A 17064-nucleotide genomic window follows, 5' to 3' on the forward strand; every position below is an offset into this window, starting at 1 on the left:
ATGGAGAGCAGAAACCATGAGCATTGCACTGGTGACCACCATTGCCGAACTACAGGCCGCGACAGCGGCGTTGCTGCATCTGCGGGCCGGGCAGACACGTGCCACGGGCGGGGCGGCACGCCCGGAGAACACGTCCCCAGGGAAGCCGGCCCCGGAGAAGAAAGCACCGGAGAATACTGCTGCAATCAAAACGGCCGGGACGCTTGGCCTTGTCCCAACCATGGGCGCCCTGCACTCCGGACACGCCGAGCTGGCTCGTGCAGCCGTCGCGGAAAACTCCGTGGTGGTGGCCACAGTTTTCGTCAACCCGCTGCAATTTGGCAACGCCGCGGACCTGGCCCGCTACCCTCGCACCACCGAGGCGGACCTGGACTTGTTGGAGGAAGCCGGCGTCGACTTCATGTTTGCCCCGGACGTGGCGCAGATGTACCCGAACGGCGAGCCTTCCGTCCGGATTGCGGCCGGAAAGATGGGTGAAACGTTCGAGGGTGCCGCCCGTCCCGGGCACTTTGACGGGGCCCTGACAGCCGTTGCCAAATTGCTGCATGCGGGCATGCCCGAGACCGGGCTGGCAGCCCCCGACGCCGGGCGTCCCTCCTACCGGGCCTATTTTGGCCAAAAGGATGCGCAGCAGCTGGCCCTGGTCCGTTCCATGGTGGAGGAGCTGAACTTCCCCGTGGAAATTGTGGCAGTGCCGATTGTCCGCGACGACGACGGCTTGGCACTGTCAAGCCGCAACCGTTTCCTCTCCGCTGCGGAGCGCGACTCCGCCCTCGTGCTCTCTCGCGCACTGCGGATGCTCAAGCGGCGCGCGGACGCCCACGAACCCCTGGACACGGCCTCCGCCGAAGCCCTGGTGCGCAGCGCACCCGGCGTCGAACTGGACTACCTGGAAGTGGTGGACCCGCGGACCTTGGCCGTGCGGGCTGAAAACTGCCAGGACACCCCGTTCACCGGCGTCGCGTTGGTTCTCATTGCCGCCACCGTCGGCCCCGTCCGCCTCATCGACAACATGCTGCTGGGGTAGCGCGTTCCAAGGACGGGCCGGTCCACCGCCTACCCGAGCGCTGCCGCCACTTCCGCCTCACTCGGGTAGGCGGCCTGGGCGCCCTTTTTGGTGGTGGCCAGGGCTGCTGCCACAGAGGCATGGCGCGCAGCCGCTGCGAGAGTGTCCCCGGCGGCCAGGCGCGCCGCCGTCGCGCCGGTGAACGCGTCGCCGGCGCCGGTTGTATCCACCGCAACCACGTTCGTGGGGGCGATCCGCACCGCGGGCTCGGCCGTATTGGTTGAATCCAGCACCACGGAGCCGGCTGCGCCCAGCGTCAGCAGCACCTTGGACAGGCCGCGTTCTGCAAACTCTTTTGTCGCAGCCAGCCAATCGGAGACGGGTGCCTCCGCAGACGGCATGGCCATCCCGCCAAGAAACTGCGAGGCTTCATGGGAGTTGACCAGCAGCACGTCGGTGAGACGTGCCAGCGCGTCGTCAATCGGGGCGTAGGGTGAGAGGTTCAGCAGCACCGTTGCACCGGCGTCGTGCCCGGCCTGGGCAGCGGCCAAGACAGTTTCCGGGGAAACTTCCAGGCACAGGCACACGACGCCGGCACCCTTGAACACTGCCGGGTCCATGTCGTCGGGGGCCAAAGTGGCGTTGGCACCGGCGGAGATGATGATGCTGTTCTCCCCGCTGTCCTCCACGGAAATGACCGCAACGCCCGTCGGCTCGTCGACGCGGCGGACATGGCCGACGTCGACACCGGCACCGGCGGTGGAGGCCAGCAGCATGTCGCCGTTGGGGTCGCTGCCCACGGCGCCGATCAGCGTGACGCGACCGCCCAGCTTGCCGGCGGCCACCGCTTGGTTGGCGCTCTTGCCGCCCGGATTGACGGCAAAGCCGCTGCCGTGGAGGGTCTCGCCCGGGAGGGGCAGCCGTTGGCAGTAGATGGTCAGGTCGGCGTTGAGTGAACCGGCCACCACAATCTTTTTCGTGGTCATGGTGCAACCTCCGCATCAAGGGGTTTGGGCACAAGCAGGGACGCGGCGAAGGCCGCAGCCGTGATGGCAATGGAAACGATGACCACCGTCACATATGATCCTTGGCCGCCCAAGGGGGCCGTGGCCACCAGGATGGCGGGCAGCACCAAGAAGCTGAGCCCGGCGCCAAGGTTGAAAGCTCCGGCGTTCATGCCCGGAAGGAAACCGGGGTTGCCCTCGGGGGAGAGGACCACGCCCAGGCCGTTGAGCATGATGTTCACGGTACCGGCGTACATGATGCCCAGCAAGACCGTGCCGGCGATCATCCATGGAAGGCTGTGCAGCCCGGGGAAACCGACAATCGCCAAGGCGGCGATGCTGCCCCAGCAGGCCGACCCGCAGCATCGTGGTGTAGCCGAAGACTGGTGCCAGACGTCCGGTGATGGGTCCGAAGAGCCAGCCCAGCAACGCGTAGGGGGTCAAAATCAAGAGGCTCATTTGGGTTGCCCCGATCCCAAAACCGGGATCCGCAGCCTGCACGAATGCCGGCACAATGCCGTTGATGACGGCAAAGATGCCTGTCATTGTCAGCGTGGTTGTCAGCAGCGGGGCCCATGTGGAACGGTGGCGCAGATGGACCGTCTCGACCATGGGGTGGGTGGAACGTTTCTCCACGGTCCAGAAGGCCGTGAAAGCAACAACGGCGACCACCGCAAGGACCAAGGCGGTCACCAGCGGGCCGGCAGCCATGCCGCCCACCAGCTTGGTGGCTTCATTCAATCCCGTCAGCAGGGCGCCAACGGCAATGACGATGAAGAACACTCCAAGCCAGTCCATTTTGGTGCCTTCGCCGGGCTTGCTTTCTCCGGCCAGGAGGACGATCAGGACGGTGGCGATCGCGGCGATGGCGACCATGAGCCAGAAGATGCTGCGGAAGCCGAAGTGTTCGGCAAAGTAGCCGCCCACGAAGGAATCGATGCCGGCGATGCCGCCGTTGACGGCGGTGATCAGCCCCATGAATGCCCCGTACTTCTTGGGGTCCTTGACCGCCGAGCGCAGCATGATCAAGCACAACGGAACGGTGGGTCCGCTGACGCCTTGAATGATGCGCCCAACAAAGAGCCAGGTGATGTCCGGAGCCAACGCGGAAATGACGGAGCCAATGCCCATCATGACCATCATGAAAATGAGGACCTTCTTGCGGCCGATGATGTCGCTGAGGCGCGGAAGGAACAGTGAAAAGACGGCTGCCGCCGTGAAGAACCAGGTCTGGGACAGCCCGATCGAGGCCTGGTCGGTCTGCAGTTCTTCGCCCATGGTGACAAGCGCCGGACTGAGCATGGAAGCGTTGAGTTGAAAGGCCAGGCAAGCGCTCAGCAGGGCGACCATGAGGGCCGTGACGTTGCCGGGCTTGCTGGGCGCCCCGGACTTTCCCGGCAGGGGGGAGGAGCTCACTGCCCAACCTCGCCAATGCGCACCAGGGCGTCTGTGACAAGATTCCAGAACTTTTCGTGGTCAAGGGCAACTGCCACGGCGGTCTTGCAGTCGGCAGGGGCGGGGGAGCGGAAATCGGCCACCGTCATGCCCAAGGTCAAGGTGCCTGTCAGTTCGATGTCGACTGGGACTTTTTGGGTGGTCATGACGGTGGGGTCAATGACATACGCGACGGCGCACGGGTCATGGACGGGTGGGTAGTCGAAACCCTGGTTGTCCTTGTAGGTCTTGGTGAAGAAGTCCATCAATTCCATGACGAACTTGGCCGGCTTGGTGCCCACGGCCTCGATGGCGGCAACAACTTCGGGGGTGGCCAGTGCCTGGTGGGTGAGGTCCAGGCCAACCATGACCACTTCCCACCCGGCGTTGAACACAATATGGGCTGCTTCGGGATCGATCTTGATGTTGAATTCGGCCACCGGGGACCAGTTTCCCACGTGGTAGCCACCGCCCATGAGGACCACTTCCTGCACCCGTTCAACGATGCGCGGCTCCTTGCGAACGGCCATGGCAATGTTGGTCAATCCCGCCGTGGGGACAAGGGTCACTGTTCCGGGCTCGTGCTCCATGATGGTCTCAATGATGAGGTCGACGGCGTGGCGCGGGTCCAGCTCGATGGTTGGCTTGGGCTGCTCCGGACCATCCATGCCGCTTTCGCCATGGATGTCCGGCGCCGTTTCAATGCTTCGCACGAGGGGGCGGTCGCAGCCTGCGGCGAAAGGCACTCCCGTGATGCCGGCGATGGTGCCAACACTCAGTGCATTGCGGGTGACCTTGTCAAGGGTCTGGTTTCCCACCACAGTTGTCACTGCCAGCAGCTCAATGTTCGGGTTGCCGTGGGCCAGCAGCAGGGCCACGGCATCGTCATGGCCAGGGTCGCAGTCAAGGATGATCTTGCGGGGCTTGGCGGCTGCGTTCCGCAGGGCAGGGCGTTGTTCCGTGTTCACTTTTTCTCCACGTCGTTGGGGCGATGTTGGGGCGATTCCGGAAAGCCGGGATCGTGCGCCGGATTCATTCTGGCATCGGGCAAACCCGACGTCAAGCGCTTAACGTACTTTACGTCAAGCGCTTGACGAACAGTGGTCCGGCAGAAGTGGTGCAGCAGTGGCGCAGGAGTGGTGCAGGAGTGGTGCCGCAGTGATACGGCCGTGATGCGGCGACAAATCGGCGGCAACGATACGATTTATCCATGCAGCCGCCAACAACACCCCAGTCCTGCAGTGCCGCGTCTCGCCGCGTCACTGCAGCCATGGTCGCTGCCCGGGCAGGGGTTTCAGCGGCCACCGTCTCCCTGGTGACAAGCGGGAAAACGGCGGGTAGGGTCTCGGCTGGGAACATCGCCAGGGTGGATGCCGCGGTGGCCGAGCTTGGCTATGTGGTGAATGGGCTGGGCAGCTCCTTGGCCAAGGGTCGGAGCAGCATCGTGTTTCTGATTGCCCCGGATGTCTCCAACCCGTTCTATGCAAAGGTCATCTCCGGTGTCAGGGAGGCGCTCGGGACAGACTTCCAACTGTTGCTCTCGGTCACTGAAGCCGGGCAGACTCCCGAGCCAGCCGACGTGCGAAGGCTGCTGGCCCTGCGGCCGGCAGGGCTGCTTGTCGACGCTCCCAGCGCGCGGTTTCTAACGGAGCTCCGAACCAGTGATCCGTTGGTGCTCCTGGACGCGGCCGGGATCGAAAGCGATGCGCCGTCGGTCAACTTCGATGTGGCCCGCGGGGCCAAGCTGCTGGCCGGACACCTGGCCGCGCAAGGGCACAAAAAGGTCGGCTACCTGGACAGTGCCACAGGCACCGAAACGTTCAGGGTTCGCCGGGCCGCCTTTTACCACGAAGCCGACCGGCTAGGAGTGGCTGTTGTGGCCGCTGGAACCACAACCGTCGACGTTGGCGCGGCCGCCTTCGCATTCACCAAGCTGTGGCCGGATTGGTCCGTGGGCGGGGTGACCGCCGTCGTCTGCGCCACGGACACGCACGCCTACGGGGTGCTTCAGGAAGCCCGCGTGGCCGGCGTGCGAGTGCCGGAAACATTGGCGGTCACCGGCTTCGACGACCTGCCCTATTCGGAGACCTCCAATCCCGGACTGACCACAGTTCACCTGCCCGCAGTGGAACTGGGTAGCCTGGCCGGAGCGCAATTGTTGAAGTTGATTGCGGGGGAGAAGATCACCGAGTTGCACATGACGCTCGAGGCCACCTTGGTGGTCCGCGGCTCCACCGTGGTGGATTCTGAAGCGTGAACGCCCGCCAATTCGTTGTCCCTGTGAAGGTGCCAATGCAGGTGCCCATGAAGGCGCCAGTGCAGGCACGTAGGATTCACCCAGATTCACCATCTAAGCTAGTATCTCGTGAGCGCAGAAAATACCCTGACCCCTGAACTTAGTGACGCCTCTGAGCAAATGCTTGTCCGCTTGGACAAGCGTGCCAAATTGCTTGAACGAGGCAATGAGGCCTACCCGGTGGGTGTGGCTCGGACCCACACACTGGAAGAAATCAGGGCCAAGTACCCGGATCTGGAAGCCGACACCGCCACGGGTGACATTGCCGGTGTCAGCGGCCGCGTGGTGTTTGTGCGCAACAAGGGCAAGCTGTGCTTCGCCACGATGCAATCCGGGGCTGGTGCGCGCCTGCAGATCATGCTCTCACTGGCCAATGTTGGTGAAGAGTCCCTGGCTGACTGGAAAGCCCTGGTTGACTTGGGCGACCATGTCTTCATCAAGGGTGAGGTCATCAGCTCCCGCACCGGTGAGCTCTCCATCATGGCAACGCAGTGGTCCATGGCTGCCAAGGCGCTGCGCCCGCTGCCTGTGCTGCACGCGGAACTTTCCGAGGAAACGCGGGTGCGTCAACGCTACGTGGACTTGATTGTCCGCGACAGCGCTCGCGAGCAGGTCAAGACCCGGTCGGCGATCGTCAAAGCCATTAGGGACACTTTGCACGGCGAAGACTACATTGAGCTGGAAACCCCCATCTTGCAGCTGGTTCACGGCGGAGCCTCGGCCCGACCCTTCCACACGCACCTGAACGCATTCGATCAGCCGATGACGCTGCGCATTGCCATTGAGCTGTACCTCAAGCGAGCAGTGGTGGGCGGCCTGGACAAAGTCTTTGAAGTGGGACGCATTTTCCGCAATGAGGGTGTTGACTCAACTCACAGTCCGGAATTCACCATGCTGGAAGCTTATGAGGCGTACGGCGACCAATTTACGATGGCAAAAACCATGCAGCGCATTATTCTTGCCGCGGCGGATGCCACCGGTTCCCGTGTCATTAAAACTGAGCGCGGCGAAATCAAGCTTGACGGCGAATGGCCGTGGCTGCCGGTCTACAAGGGTCTTTCCGATGCCGTGGGCGTTGAGATTACCCCCGACACCACCGCGCAGGAATTGCGTGACATTGCGGGGAAGCACGAGATTGGAATTGACCCGGCGTGGGATGCGGAGAAGCTGGTCACCGAACTCTTTGGTGAAATTGTCGAACCGACGCTTATTCAGCCCACCTTTGTTTGTGATTACCCGCCCTCGGCCCAACCGCTGGCGCGCCCGCACCGGGAGAAGCCGAGTCTGATCGAAGCTTGGGACCTGGTTATTGACGGCCGGGAAACCGGAACGGCATTTTCGGAGCTGATTGATCCAGTCATCCAGCGCGACCGCCTTGCCCAACAGTCGCTGGCTGCGGCAGCAGGGGACCCCGAGGCCATGCAATTGGATGAAGACTTCCTGCGAGCCCTGGAATACGGTGCCCCTCCCATGGGTGGCCTGGGACTGGGCGTTGACCGCCTGGTCATGCTTTTCACGGGAGTGGGAATTCGTGAAGCCATTCTCTTCCCCTTGATGAAACCCGAGTAGGAGCGACAAGGTTATGGAATATGTTGCAGTTATCCTGCCTTCAGTAGGCGTCGGAGCTCTTTTTTACTTCGCCATGAAAGCAATATTCAATGCCGACAAGTCCGAGCGCGATGCTTTGGCGAAAGCCGAACATGAAGCAGATTCCAGCTCCGAACATGGAGGATAAGAGAGTTTCCGTGAATCTTTCTTTGACGTGAAGGGATTTTCAACCCATAATTTGATGAGTTGTATTCATCAAATCAATGTGAGGCGATACCCACCCATGGCACAGAAAATTCATGTCACGCTCGTTGACGATATTGATCAGAGCCCGGCAGATGAGAATGTCATCTTTGGGCTTGATGGGATCAGTTATGAGATTGACCTTTCCGCAGACAATGCCCAGGCATTGCGCGAGTCCTTGAATAAGTACATTGGTGCCGGCCGCCGTGCCGGTGGAAGGGCTGTTCGCGGCCGTGGCCCCGCCGCACCCAAGGGCAAAAGCGATGTTGCACAAATTCGTGCCTGGGCCCGCGACAACGGCTACACAGTCCAAGAGCGCGGCCGCATCCAGGCCGAGATCCGTGACGCCTACTACGCAGCACAGGGGTAGCAACGCAACACTTTCCAGGGCCAAAGCAGCCCGGCGCTACGGCGGGACCTCCACGCAAGGGAGGTCCCGCCGTCGCACTTTAATGCTCGAAATGTGCGCCGGCGCAAGATGTTGATATTTCCCCTGTGGCGAACAAGCCCCCATGACGGGCTGGTACTGCGTAGCATCAAAGTACGCAGTAAGAGGAGTGTGGCGAAAATGTTTGAGCGATTTACCGACCGAGCCCGACGCGTTGTTGTGCTGGCCCAAGAAGAGGCCCGCATGCTCAACCACAATTACATTGGCACCGAGCACATCCTGCTCGGCCTCATCCACGAGGGTGAAGGTGTTGCCGCCAAGGCCCTGGAGTCCTTGAACATTTCGCTGGACGGCGTCCGCGAACAGGTCCAGGAGATCATCGGACAGGGGCAGCAGGCTCCCAGCGGGCACATCCCCTTCACCCCGCGCGCCAAGAAAGTGCTTGAACTTTCGCTGCGCGAGGCGCTACAGCTGGGCCACAACTACATTGGCACCGAGCACATCCTGCTCGGGCTGATCCGTGAAGGCGAAGGCGTTGCCGCGCAGGTGCTGGTGAAGCTCGGCGCCGACTTGGGCCGTGTGCGCCAGCAGGTCATCCAGCTGCTCTCCGGCTACCAGGGCAAAGAGCCTGTAGCCAGCGGTGGCGGACAGCCTGAAGGCCAGCCGGCCGGTTCCGTGGTGCTTGACCAATTTGGTCGGAACCTGACCCAGGCAGCCCGGGAAAACAAGCTTGACCCCGTCATAGGGCGCGAGCATGAGATGGAACGCGTCATGCAGGTCCTCTCCCGACGCACCAAGAACAACCCCGTTCTCATTGGTGAGCCTGGCGTTGGCAAGACGGCCGTTGTTGAAGGATTGGCCCAGGCCATCGTGCGCGGCGACGTGCCCGAAACCATCAAGGACAAGCAGCTTTACACCCTTGACCTCGGATCCCTCGTGGCCGGATCGCGCTACCGCGGCGACTTCGAGGAGCGGCTGAAGAAGGTGCTCAAGGAAATCCGCACCCGCGGGGACATCATCTTGTTCATCGACGAGATCCACACCCTCGTTGGTGCAGGTGCCGCCGAGGGCGCCATCGATGCTGCGTCCATCCTCAAGCCCATGCTGGCCCGCGGCGAGTTGCAGACCATCGGTGCCACCACTTTGGACGAGTACCGCAAGCACATTGAGAAGGATGCCGCACTGGAACGCCGTTTCCAGCCCATCCAGGTGCAGGAACCCACGGTTCCGCTGACCATTGAAATCCTCAAGGGCCTGCGCGACCGCTACGAGGCCCACCACCGTGTCTCCATCACCGACGGCGCACTCACGGCGGCGGCGACCCTGGCGGATCGGTACGTCTCGGACCGGTTCCTGCCGGACAAGGCCATTGACTTGATCGATGAGGCAGGTGCACGCCTGCGCATCCGCCGCATGACGGCACCACCGGAACTCAAGGCCATGGACGGTGAAATTGCCGAGGTAAAGAAGCGCAAGGAAGACGCCATCGACGCCCAAGACTTCGAGGGTGCCGCGTCCCTGCGCGACGACGAGCAAAAGCTCATCACCGCGCGTGGTGAGAAGGAGCGGAAGTGGAAGTCCGGCGGCCTGGATGAAATCTCCGAGGTGGATGAGGAACTCATCGCCGAAGTGCTGGCCAACTCCACCGGCATCCCCGTGTTCAAGCTGACCGAGGCCGAGTCCACGCGTCTGCTGAAGATGGAAGATGAAATCCACAAGCGCGTGATTGGCCAGAATGAGGCCATCAAGTCGATCTCGAAGGCCATTCGACGGACCCGTTCCGGGCTGAAGGATCCCAAGCGTCCCGGCGGCTCGTTCATCTTTGCTGGACCCACGGGTGTTGGTAAAACCGAGCTGGCCAAGGCACTTGCCGAGTTCTTGTTTGGCGATGAAGATGCGCTGATCACCCTTGACATGTCCGAGTACTCGGAAAAGCACACCGTTTCGCGTTTGTTTGGTGCCCCTCCCGGATATGTTGGCTACGAAGAAGGCGGACAGCTGACCGAGAAGGTTCGTCGTCGCCCGTTCTCCGTGGTGCTCTTCGACGAGGTTGAAAAGGCGCACGCCGACCTGTTCAACTCTTTGTTGCAGATCCTCGAAGACGGCCGCCTGACCGACAGCCAGGGCCGGGTGGTGGACTTCAAGAACACCATCATCATCATGACCACCAACTTGGGAACGCGGGACATCTCCAAGGCGATCCCCACCGGCTTCCAGTCGGGTGCGGACACACAGACCGGGTACAACCGGATGCGGGCACGGGTCACTGAAGAGCTCAAGCAGCACTTCCGCCCCGAGTTCCTCAACCGTGTGGACGACGTGGTGGTGTTCCCGCAGCTGACTCAGGACGAGATCATCGAGATCGTTGACCTGATGGTTGCCCGCCTCGAGTCCCGGCTGGCCGACAAGGGCATGGGCATTGAGCTCTCCGCCGCGGCGAAGGTCCTGCTGGCCACCAAGGGCTACGACCCCGCAATGGGGGCCCGGCCACTGCGCCGCACCATCCAGCGCGAGATCGAGGACCACCTTTCCGAGAAGATCCTCTTTGGTGAGCTCAAGGATGGGGACATGATCACGGTGGATGTTGAAGGCGAGGGAGACGAAGCCAAGTTCACGTTTGTGGGCGCGGCCAAGCCGCACGTACCCGAGGCCATCACCGCCTCCGCCTAAGGCCCTTCCGCACCATTGCGGTAACGCAGCGAAATTTGGCAGTGGAGCACGATGAAGGGCGCACAACCAGCGGGTTGTGCGCCCTTTTACCTGCCGAAAACGGGTCCACGCCACACCGTTTCGCCAATGAAGGGGCCAACTGGCGAAAACGGCGTTTCTTGTCCGTCAGCTGGCAGCGTGGCCCCGTCATCGCCGAAAACTACGCATCTTCGCCGTCAGGTGGCGGGGACTGCTGCGATGGCCTTCCAGTACGGCCCGGTCCAAGGGGCTGGCGGGGAGGCGCTTGGGCGCCTATGTTGGAAACTGTGGGTATCTTCGGACGACACTCCAAGGTGCCGGCGGCTGCCGGGTCGCTGGAGCATGCCCGCCGCATGCAGCACGGCATCGAGACGGAACGGACCGTGTTCTTCAGTGACGCCGTGTTTGCCATCGCCATGACGCTGCTGGCCCTGGTCCTTAAACTGCCGGAGCTGCCGGCTGAGATCTCGCGGCACGGATACGACCAAGCGTTGCTTGCGAGGGTTCCGTCCCTCGCGGCCTTCATCCTGAGCTTTGTCCTGGTGGGTCGCATATGGATGACCCACCACCGCCGTTTCAGCGGGATCAGGGCCTACGACGGCAAACTGCAGGTGCTCAACTTGCTGTTGCTTTTCTTCGTGGTCTTCCTGCCAGTGCCCGCCTCGATTCTTTTCAAGGAAGCGGCGAATTCGCCCTGACCGCCAATTCTGTATGCGATCACGGTGGCCGGTCTCATGCTGGCCGGCAGCTGGACCTGGCAGCATGCCCACAATGCGGGGCTGTTGCACGAGTGGGTGGACGAGCCGCTGTACCGGCTGGTGCTGCACGGCACCGATCCCGTGTGGGTCATATTCTTGCTTTCAATTCCTGTAGCGTTTGTGGACCCTGTGTGGGCCATGTACGGATGGATACTGATTTGGCCACTTTCGGTGGTGCAGGGCAAGTGGCGGATGAGGCAGTTTGTGCGGGCGATGGGTGATGGAACAGGTGGCCAATAGCTGGCAAGCTGGCCCCGGTTTCAGTTGGCGGCGCCGGCGGCAGCGTCGGGACATGGCGCTGCGAGGGTCATAGACTGAAGCCGTGACTGTTGATACCGCTGCCTCTGCTGTTGTCCTCCGGCCTGCCCGCACCTCCGACGTCCACGCGATCAAGGCCTTGGTTGCCCCGCTGGCTGAAAAACGAATCCTGATTTCCAAGGAATCCGTCACCTATTTTGAGGCCATCCAAGAGTTCCTCATTGCCGAGGTGGACGGGAAGATTGTGGGCTGTGGGGCGCTGCACGTCATGTGGGAAGACTTGGCGGAAATCCGCACTCTTGCCACAGACGGTGCCTGGCGGGGCAAGGGAGTTGGCCGGACGCTTGTGGAGAAGCTGATGGAAAATGCCCAGGCGCTGGGCATCCGCCGCTTGTTCTGCTTGACGTTCGAGGTGGACTTCTTCCTCGGCAACGGCTTCACTGTCATGGCCGACCAAAGCGTTGTGGACCCGGCCGTCTACTCGGAGCTGCTGCGTTCGGCCGATGAAGGCATTGCGGAGTTCCTTGACCTGGCCAGGGTCAAGCCAAACACGCTGGGCAACACCAGGATGATCTGCAACCTGTAGCGCGAAGGCTACCAACGGCAACGACGTCCGGGTAGTGTTCAAGGCAGGCGCCGGGCTTCTGAGTGCCTAAAAGTTCGCTGAGTGAATCGGAGAGTATCGTCATGAAAAAGCTCATCAATGATCCCAAAGCAGTGGTCGATGAATCGGTTGAAGGGTTTGGCCAGGCGCACGCAGCGCATGTGAAAGTCAATCCCGACCCCTTGTTCGTCACCCGCAAGGACGCCCCGCGCGCCGGAAAAGTCGGTCTGGTTTCCGGCGGCGGCAGCGGCCACGAACCATTACACGCCGGATACGTCGGCTACGGAATGCTGGATGCCGCGGTCCCGGGGCCCATGTTCACCTCGCCCACGCCCGATGCGATCATCCCCGCCACCATCGCAGCGAACGCCGGTGCCGGCGTGGTGCATATCGTCAAGAATTACACCGGCGACGTGCTCAACTTTGAAACAGCCGCCGAAATGGCCGAGGCTGAAGGCGTGGACGTGCGCACAGTGCTGGTGAACGACGACGTCGCCGTGGAGGACTCGCTGTACACGGCCGGCCGCCGGGGCGTGGCGGGCACGGTTCTGGTGGAAAAGATCGCCGGGGCGGCCGCCGAGCGAGGGGACGACCTCGACGCCGTTGCAGCCATCGGCAACCGGGTCAACGAGAATGTGCGCAGCATGGGCGTGGCCCTTGCCGCCTGCACCGTTCCGCACGCAGGTGTGCCCAGCTTTGAACTGGCCGAGGACGAGATTGAGATTGGCATCGGCATCCACGGGGAGCCGGGCCGGCACAAGATACCCATGGAAAACGCCGACGGCATCACCGACAGGCTGCTGGAACCCATCCTGACGGACCTTAAACCGGCCGCTGGAGAGAAGGTGCTGCTGTTTGTCAACGGCATGGGCGGCACCCCAATCAGCGAACTGTACATCGTGTACAGGCACGCAGCGAAGGTGCTTGCAGAGGCCGGGCTGGTGGTTGAGCGCTCGCTTGTGGGCAACTACATCACGGCTCTTGAAATGCAGGGCTGCTCGATTTCCGTGCTGCGCCTTGATGATGAAATGACCGAGCTGTGGGACGCGCCAGTGAACACGCCGGCACTGCGATGGGGGATGTAAATGAGCAACACCACTGCATTGGATGTTGCCTGGGCGATCGATTGGCTGCGCCGAAGTGCCGCCGTTGTCGCTGAAAACCGGGTGCTGTTGAGTGAGCTGGACAGGGCCATCGGCGACGGCGACCACGGGGAAAACTTGGACCGCGGCTTCAGCGCCGTCGTGGAAAAGCTTGACGCCGAACTGCCGACCACCCCGGGTGCCGCCTTCAAGCTGGCAGCCATGACCCTGATGTCCAAGGTTGGAGGGGCAGCCGGGCCCTTGTACGGCACGGCCTATCTGCGCGCGGCAACGGCGGTGGGCGACGCGCCCGTCCTTGACTCGGCCACGCTTGCTGCAGCGCTGGCGGCTGCCCGTGACGGGGTGGCGGCCCGAGGCAAGGCCGAAGTGGGCGACAAGACCATGATCGATACGTGGACCCCCGCCGTCGACGCGGCGGCCAACGCTGCGGCCGACGGTGCCGAGCCTGCCGCGGTACTGGCCGCGGCTGCCTCTGCTGCCGAGGCCGGTGCCGTCTCGACCGACCCGCTCGTGGCGCACAAGGGCAGGGCAAGCTATTTGGGAGAGCGGGCCATCGGGCATCGCGACCCGGGCGCCGTGTCCTCGGCGATGATCCTGCGGGCTGCCGCTTTGGCAGCGGGGGGTGAGTCGTGAGCGTTGGGCTGGTGGTGGTCTCCCACAGCGCCCAGCTTGCCGCAGGCGTCGTTGAGCTGGCAGCGCAGATGGCCCCGGACGTGGTGCTCGTTCCCGCCGGCGGCATGGACGACGGCGGTTTGGGAACCTCACTGGAGAAGGTCATGTCCGCTTTGGGGATGGCAGACGCCGGAGACGGCGCCGTGGTCTTGACCGACCTGGGCTCGGCTGTCATGACGGCCGAATCGGCCCTTGAATTCCTGGGCAACCCGGAAAAGGTGTGCCTGGCCGACGCGCCGCTGGTGGAGGGGACGGTCGCCGCAGCCGTTGCTGCCCAAGCGGGTGCGTCCGTCGACGTGGTGTGCAAGGCCGCCGAAACGGCACTGGACCCGAGCGGGGCTGCTGCAGACGGGCCGCCCGCTGCCGGCGACCCGGCAGCGAAAGGCGCGGGGACCGACGTCGTGGGTGGCTGCGAAAGCGATGGGGCGGACACCGGTGGCGAAGTGGCTGCGGTGCTCACGCTGATCAACCCCATGGGGCTGCATGCGCGGCCTGCTGCGGCGCTGGCGGGCAAGCTGGGCGCCATGGATGTGGAGATTGAGATCAATGGCGTGGACGGGCAGTCGGTCATGATGCTCATGACGTTGGGCGCGGCACAGGGCACTGAACTGGCGGTGTCGGCCACGGGGCCGGATGCGCAGCGGGCCGTTGACCTGGTGCGCTCCGAAGTCGAGGCCGGTTTCGGGGAGACCTGACCTGCCCGCGCCCGCCCCGCCCGCCCAACAGACGCTCCTGCACATTCGGGGCCCAAAAAGGGAACGCTCCCGCATCCCTTGCAGGAGCGTTGTTGAAAAATGACCCGAAACTGCAGGAGCGTCCAGGGGTGGGGTCAGGCAGGGAGCTGGTAGCCGGCGTCGGAAAGTTGTGCCAGACCGTCGGCCACCAAGCCGGCCAGCGCGCGTTCAAGCTGGGGTGCATGCGTGTTCAGCTCGTGCAGCTTGCTTAGCGGGGGTGCCAGCTGTGCCATGGGACCAGACTGAGTTTGCGCGGCTTCCACGTTCCATAAAAGGTCGGCGTGCACTGGGGATCTTGCAGCACGCAGCACGGCCATGACGGCGCCGCGGACCTGCCTGTCGGTGCCTGCCCACGGCTGGCCCTTCGGAATGTAGGTGGGTTCGGGCTGGCCGGCGGCGATCCAGGCGCAGTTTTCCATGACCGGGCAAGAGTCGCACTTGGGGCTTCTGGCCGTGCAAACGAGCGCCCCCAATTCCATGACGGCGGCGTTCCACAACACCGATTCGTTCGTGTCAAGGGGAAGCAGCTCTGTTGCCAACGCCATTTCAGCGGCCGTGAGCGCCGGCGCTGGCAAGGCCTGGCCGATGACAAGGCGGGCATGGACCCGGCGGATATTTGTATCCACCACAGTTGTTCGGCGGCCGAAGGCAAAGGCCGCCACTGCCGCGGCCGTGTAGGTGCCAACCCCAGGCAGTGCAAGAAGCTCCTCATAGGTGTCAGGCACAGCCCCGCCGTGCTGATCGACAATTTGTTGTGCAGCAGCGTGCAGCCGAAGCGCCCGGCGCGGATAACCCAGCCGTCCCCACGCCCGCAGCACGTCCGCGGCAGGGGCTGCGGCAAAGTCGGCAGGTGCGGGCCAGCGTTGCAGCCATTCCTCCCAGACGGGTTGCACCCGCACCACCGGGGTCTGCTGGAGCATGATTTCGCTGACGAGGATACCCCAGGCCGAACAGCCCCCGCGCCAAGGCAAATCCCTGGCCTCGTGCAGGAACCATGCCTTGATTTTTTGATACACCCGATCTCCTTGCAGTGTGCTGGTGTGCTGTTTGGCCGTCCCGGCCAAACAGGTAGGAAGGGATAGGTCTATTTCAAATTCTGTCCCACTCAACCCTACGGGCGCAAAGGTCCCGCACCATGTCCTAGGCACCCCGTAGCATCAAAAGCGAACACCGACAGTGACGTCACGTCGCACAAGGAGCACGAATATGTCAGTCAGAGCCCCCTTCTCCCACCATGCACGCACCATGCTGCGCACCACTCGAACAGTTTGGGGAGTCGTTCTCACGGCACTGGCGATGCTTTTTCTCTATCTCAGTGCCAGCGAAGGCGCAGGGTGGATGTTCCCCACCGTACTCTTCGCCGTCATCGGCGTCCCTTTGCTGCTGAGCGGCATCAATGCCTGGCGCAAAGCAGTCGCGTTCAACGAAACTGACTTCGCCTACTCACGCAGCATCCATGAAGAACTGACCGCATTGGCCAATCTTCCCCACGAAACGGCCTTCAGCGCGGACGCCTCCTGCTTGAGTGTCCGCACGGCAAATGTCGTCGAACTCCAACGTCACTTCGACCAGGACACATCCGGTGCCATTGTGGGAACCCTCAACCACTCCATGCGGATGTTCGGCCAATCCAACGGGATCAGCCTGGGCCATGTGACAGGAGGCGACAACCTGTTCTCCGCCAATATTTCAGCCATGCGCGGTTTCATCAACGGAGTCTCCAACGCTCAATTGGGCATGAGCAGCACCACCCGTTCCAACCTTCTTGGCGACGCACTCTTCTCCGTCCTGGAGTTTACCGGCGAAGACGGACATCCCGACACCATGCGGCTGGTCTCCATGTCAGGACCGGCAGCCACGCAATGGATGGGAGACCTCATCAACGGCGTCAGCCAATCACTGGGCGGCCCCGGCACCCATGCCGGCCAAGCGGTGGCACACTGGATTGGTCCTTTGGTGGCCAACTACACGCCGCGTGATATTTCCTACACAACCGACCGGCTCAAAGCCATGGAGCGACACCCAGACATGGCACTGCACGCCGCGACAGGCCAACTCGTGGGCCGCAACGCCATGCTGGCGACCGCCATTGAATTCTCCAACGGCACTGTCACCCGGCTTTTCCCCCACAAATTTCCCTCCATGTTTGGGGCCTGCATCGGACGGGCCGGCAGGGAGACCCTCGGACTGACCGGCCCGTCCCGCCCGGAAGCCATCGCAACAAAAACCACCGGCCAGCCCTGAGACGGCACAGTTGCGCACGGCTCGGCGCCCGGGAGTGTAACGGGACAAGGGCTTGCCGAATCGGGTTCGTGCATGGAAGTTGGC

16 protein-coding genes and 1 pseudogene are annotated in these 17064 nt (G+C 62.9%); 13 read left to right on the plus strand and 4 right to left on the minus strand.

What is annotated here, in order from left to right:
* The first annotated feature begins 16 nt into the window (after window positions 1-16).
* Window positions 17-1027 carry a pantoate--beta-alanine ligase gene (panC, locus tag QMG25_RS02975; protein ID WP_283457162.1) on the plus strand — a complete coding sequence of 337 codons (1011 nt, stop codon included), beginning with the start codon at window positions 17-19 and terminating at the stop codon, window positions 1025-1027.
* 29 nt (window positions 1028-1056) lie between these two features.
* Here the strand turns inward: panC and QMG25_RS02980 are convergent, their stop codons facing one another.
* From QMG25_RS02980 to uriH, 3 genes and pseudogenes are all read right to left on the minus strand, one after another.
* Window positions 1057-1992, minus strand: a complete 936-nt coding sequence (locus QMG25_RS02980; protein ID WP_283457164.1) for a ribokinase — start codon at window positions 1990-1992, stop codon at window positions 1057-1059.
* Window positions 1989-3360: pseudogene (gene uriT, locus QMG25_RS02985) on the minus strand (uridine transporter UriT). Before uriT ends, QMG25_RS02980 begins: the two are co-directional and overlap by 4 nt.
* Before the next feature lie 62 nt (window positions 3361-3422).
* Window positions 3423-4412 (minus strand): uridine-preferring nucleoside hydrolase UriH, encoded by a 990-nt coding sequence (gene uriH / locus QMG25_RS02990; protein ID WP_283457166.1) that lies wholly within the window; start codon window positions 4410-4412, stop codon window positions 3423-3425.
* Window positions 4413-4654: 242 nt separating this feature from the next.
* Here uriH and QMG25_RS02995 point away from each other — a divergent pair, with 242 nt between their 5' ends.
* The 11 genes from QMG25_RS02995 (at window position 4655) to dhaM (ending at window position 14697) form a co-directional block, all read left to right on the plus strand.
* Entirely contained in the window at window positions 4655-5701 is a 1047-nt protein-coding gene (locus tag QMG25_RS02995; RefSeq protein ID WP_283457168.1) for a LacI family DNA-binding transcriptional regulator, read from the plus strand.
* A gap of 159 nt (window positions 5702-5860) precedes the next feature.
* Complete coding sequence (gene lysS, locus QMG25_RS03000; protein WP_283457371.1) at window positions 5861-7309, plus strand: lysine--tRNA ligase; 1449 nt, start codon at window positions 5861-5863, stop codon at window positions 7307-7309.
* Between the two features lie 13 nt (window positions 7310-7322).
* Window positions 7323-7475, plus strand: a complete 153-nt coding sequence (locus QMG25_RS03005) for a hypothetical protein (protein ID WP_283457170.1) — start codon at window positions 7323-7325, stop codon at window positions 7473-7475.
* A gap of 96 nt (window positions 7476-7571) precedes the next feature.
* Complete coding sequence (locus tag QMG25_RS03010; RefSeq protein WP_283457172.1) at window positions 7572-7901, plus strand: histone-like nucleoid-structuring protein Lsr2; 330 nt, start codon at window positions 7572-7574, stop codon at window positions 7899-7901.
* Between the two features lie 198 nt (window positions 7902-8099).
* Window positions 8100-10589 carry an ATP-dependent Clp protease ATP-binding subunit gene (locus QMG25_RS03015; RefSeq protein ID WP_283457173.1) on the plus strand — a complete coding sequence of 830 codons (2490 nt, stop codon included), beginning with the start codon at window positions 8100-8102 and terminating at the stop codon, window positions 10587-10589.
* 293 nt (window positions 10590-10882) lie between these two features.
* Window positions 10883-11305 carry a TMEM175 family protein gene (locus QMG25_RS03020; protein ID WP_283457175.1) on the plus strand — a complete coding sequence of 141 codons (423 nt, stop codon included), beginning with the start codon at window positions 10883-10885 and terminating at the stop codon, window positions 11303-11305.
* Window positions 11306-11329: 24 nt separating this feature from the next.
* Window positions 11330-11605, plus strand: a complete 276-nt coding sequence (locus QMG25_RS03025; protein WP_283457177.1) for a hypothetical protein — start codon at window positions 11330-11332, stop codon at window positions 11603-11605.
* Window positions 11606-11687: 82 nt separating this feature from the next.
* Complete coding sequence (locus QMG25_RS03030) at window positions 11688-12209, plus strand: amino-acid N-acetyltransferase (RefSeq protein WP_283457179.1); 522 nt, start codon at window positions 11688-11690, stop codon at window positions 12207-12209.
* A gap of 101 nt (window positions 12210-12310) precedes the next feature.
* A complete protein-coding gene (gene dhaK, locus QMG25_RS03035) occupies window positions 12311-13312 on the plus strand; it encodes a dihydroxyacetone kinase subunit DhaK (protein ID WP_283457181.1) in 1002 nt (333 codons plus the stop codon).
* Window positions 13313-13963 carry a dihydroxyacetone kinase subunit DhaL gene (dhaL, locus tag QMG25_RS03040; RefSeq protein ID WP_283457183.1) on the plus strand — a complete coding sequence of 217 codons (651 nt, stop codon included), beginning with the start codon at window positions 13313-13315 and terminating at the stop codon, window positions 13961-13963.
* The gene (dhaM, locus tag QMG25_RS03045; protein ID WP_283457185.1) at window positions 13960-14697 is read left to right on the plus strand and encodes a dihydroxyacetone kinase phosphoryl donor subunit DhaM; all 738 of its coding nucleotides are present in this window, start codon (window positions 13960-13962) and stop codon (window positions 14695-14697) included. Before dhaL ends, dhaM begins: the two co-directional genes overlap by 4 nt.
* Window positions 14698-14831: 134 nt before the next feature.
* On the opposite strand, the gene QMG25_RS03050 is transcribed toward dhaM, so the two are convergent.
* The gene (locus QMG25_RS03050) at window positions 14832-15752 is read right to left on the minus strand and encodes an iron-sulfur binding domain-containing protein (protein WP_349307102.1); all 921 of its coding nucleotides are present in this window, start codon (window positions 15750-15752) and stop codon (window positions 14832-14834) included.
* A 190-nt stretch (window positions 15753-15942) separates the two neighbouring features.
* Here QMG25_RS03050 and QMG25_RS03055 point away from each other — a divergent pair, with 190 nt between their 5' ends.
* Complete coding sequence (locus QMG25_RS03055) at window positions 15943-16980, plus strand: hypothetical protein (RefSeq protein WP_283457187.1); 1038 nt, start codon at window positions 15943-15945, stop codon at window positions 16978-16980.
* Window positions 16981-17064 lie beyond the last annotated feature (84 nt).

It is taken from the genome of Arthrobacter sp. H35-D1 (genome assembly GCF_030063185.1).
Lineage (GTDB): Bacteria > Actinomycetota > Actinomycetes > Actinomycetales > Micrococcaceae > Specibacter.

Bases quoted from the DNA above. Each gene is read 5' to 3' on its own strand.
- dhaK (WP_283457181.1), top strand. From the start codon at position 12,311: ATGAAAAAGCTCATCAATGATCCCAAAGCAGTGGTCGATGAATCGGTT.
- QMG25_RS03005 (WP_283457170.1), top strand. From the start codon at position 7,323: ATGGAATATGTTGCAGTTATCCTGCCTTCAGTAGGCGTCGGAGCTCTT.
- QMG25_RS02995 (WP_283457168.1), top strand. From the start codon at position 4,655: ATGCAGCCGCCAACAACACCCCAGTCCTGCAGTGCCGCGTCTCGCCGC.
- lysS (WP_283457371.1), top strand. From the start codon at position 5,861: ATGCTTGTCCGCTTGGACAAGCGTGCCAAATTGCTTGAACGAGGCAAT.
- dhaL (WP_283457183.1), top strand. From the start codon at position 13,313: ATGAGCAACACCACTGCATTGGATGTTGCCTGGGCGATCGATTGGCTG.
- panC (WP_283457162.1), top strand. From the start codon at position 17: ATGAGCATTGCACTGGTGACCACCATTGCCGAACTACAGGCCGCGACA.
- QMG25_RS02980 (WP_283457164.1), bottom strand. From the start codon at position 1,992: ATGACCACGAAAAAGATTGTGGTGGCCGGTTCACTCAACGCCGACCTG.
- QMG25_RS03055 (WP_283457187.1), top strand. From the start codon at position 15,943: ATGTCAGTCAGAGCCCCCTTCTCCCACCATGCACGCACCATGCTGCGC.
- QMG25_RS03015 (WP_283457173.1), top strand. From the start codon at position 8,100: ATGTTTGAGCGATTTACCGACCGAGCCCGACGCGTTGTTGTGCTGGCC.
- QMG25_RS03020 (WP_283457175.1), top strand. From the start codon at position 10,883: ATGTTGGAAACTGTGGGTATCTTCGGACGACACTCCAAGGTGCCGGCG.
- QMG25_RS03010 (WP_283457172.1), top strand. From the start codon at position 7,572: ATGGCACAGAAAATTCATGTCACGCTCGTTGACGATATTGATCAGAGC.